This window comes from Bacillota bacterium, from assembly GCA_013314855.1.
In the GTDB taxonomy this organism is placed as follows: Bacteria; Bacillota; Clostridia; order Acetivibrionales; family DUMC01; genus Ch48.
In genome coordinates, this window is the sequence record JABUEW010000250.1 from 1 (window position 1) to 2,102 (window position 2,102).

The 2,102-nt window shown below is 44.2% G+C and carries 1 protein-coding gene; it reads left to right on the forward strand.

The window, feature by feature from the left end:
- Positions 1 to 316 precede the first annotated feature (316 nt).
- Entirely contained in the window at positions 317 to 1,663 is a 1,347-nt protein-coding gene (locus HPY74_20895; protein ID NSW93064.1) for an IS30 family transposase, read from the forward strand.
- Positions 1,664 to 2,102 lie beyond the last annotated feature (439 nt).

Below are 2,102 nucleotides of genomic sequence, written 5' to 3' on the forward strand. Positions count from 1 at the left end.
CCTTAATTGCAAAAGTAAATTCCACCCAACCCTTAGGAAACCGTAGAATTTAGTCTTGCAAATCAACATGTTGAATTTAAATCTGCATGCGTAACTCATTCCACGATAAAAAAACACGATATAAAAAATGAAAGGAGGGCATAGCCCGACTGGAATTTTTTATATCGCGGCGCTTCGCGCCAAGCAACCATTGTGGGAGTCAGTACTTTTGTAGAACATTGGACAAATTAACATGTTCGCTCTAATTATACATAAACTGCTTTCATCTTATCCGGTATAATGTTAGTGAGGGCGATGTTCATCAGGCAGCCGGTGGATGAAAGGAGCACTGGTCATGCCAAATCAAAAACACTTAACCCTGGATGACCGAAGCTATATTCAAACATGCCTTAATGGCGGTTATTCCTTCCGTCGAATTGCTGAAGAGATTAATAAGCATCCTTCCACGATTTCCAAAGAAGTCCGCCGTCACCGTACCGTCCATGTATCTGGTGCGTATGGACGTATTCCCAACAGCTGTATTCATAAAAAAACATGTACAGTGCAAGACTTGTGCGATACATCGGGATGCAAACATTACTACTGCCGAAGTTGTAAGAGGTGCAACAAAGTTTGCCCAGACTTCCAGGAAGATCACTGTCTTTACCTTTCACGGCCGCCTTATGTCTGTAACGGCTGCAAGCAAAGGAGTCGTTGCGTCTTAACCAAATATCTATATACGGCACTAACGGCACACAAAAACTACCGTGATACATTATCCTTCTGCCGGGAAGGTATTTCCTACACCGAAGAAGAGATTCGAGGTATCGATGAGGTCATTGCACCGCTGATTAAGAAGAACCAATCCATTCATCATATCTATGTCTCACAGGCAGACAAGCTTATTTGCAGCGAACGGACTATCTACAACCTTGTTGAACGCTGTGCTTTGACTGTCCGTAATATTGATCTGCCCCGCAAGGTCCGATACCGTCCCAGGCAGTGCAGCAAGCCTTTCAAGGTCGATAAAAATTGTCTTATTGGCCGTAGCTATCAGGATTTCCAAACATACCTACAAGAACATCCCGATACACCCATCGTGCAAATGGACACTGTTGAGGGGCGAAAAGGCGGAAAAGTTTTATTAACGATCTTTTTTACCCAGACAGACCTGATGCTGATCTTCATTAGAGATCGCAACACGTCTCAATCGGTCATTGACACGTTTGATATGCTGGAGCAGACGTTGGGCAGTGAAACATTCAAGCGTCTGTTCCCTGTTATTCTTACCGATAATGGGACGGAATTCTCTAACCCTACTGCGATCGAAACCGGTGACAAGGGCTGTCAACGGACAAAATTGTTTTACTGTGAGCCTTCCTCTCCTCATCAAAAAGCAGGGATTGAACGGAGTCATGAATTTATTCGCATGGCTCTACCGAAAGGCACTTCTTTCGATAACCTGACCCAAGACCATGTGTGTTTGCTGGCCTGTCACATCAACTCGCTGATAAGGAAGAAGCTGAACGACAGGTCGCCAGCAACCGCGTTCAGCTTCTTTCACGGAGCTCACATTCTCCGTGATCTGGGCATTGCAGCCATTCTTCCGGAAGAGGTTACGCTCTCTCCGGCCTTGCTGGCTGAATGCAAGGAGGTGCCGGGTTCTCATGGAGAAGACTTATGACGATATCCTTTTTGATGAGTATGGACAATCCATACCGCTTTCGGCAGATGATTTTATCGAGTATCTTTTGGATAACATACGGCAGCTTCGCAGTGAGTGTGATTGATCGTTTAGAGAAACAACTGGCCGCCATCCGGTTAATTCTTAACGATCAGCAGCTTATTGAAGATAGCTCGAACAACAATTTCTAATCCGCCTTTTTCTTGCCTGACGAACATCGTCTGCTCCCAATGGTCCTTTTTAGGGGGTGGAATTTTGTTCTGCAAATTTTTGCGCTTTTTTCTACCCTCTACTTTGTTATACCCATTTTTACAATTACCCGGCCAAATTATGCCTTTATTATACCATAAATAAGCTCTATTCAGCGGGTTTTGTTTGCTTCTCAAGTTGTCGGTGGAATTTACTCCTGCAAACTAGTATTTACTTTTGCATTTGAGCA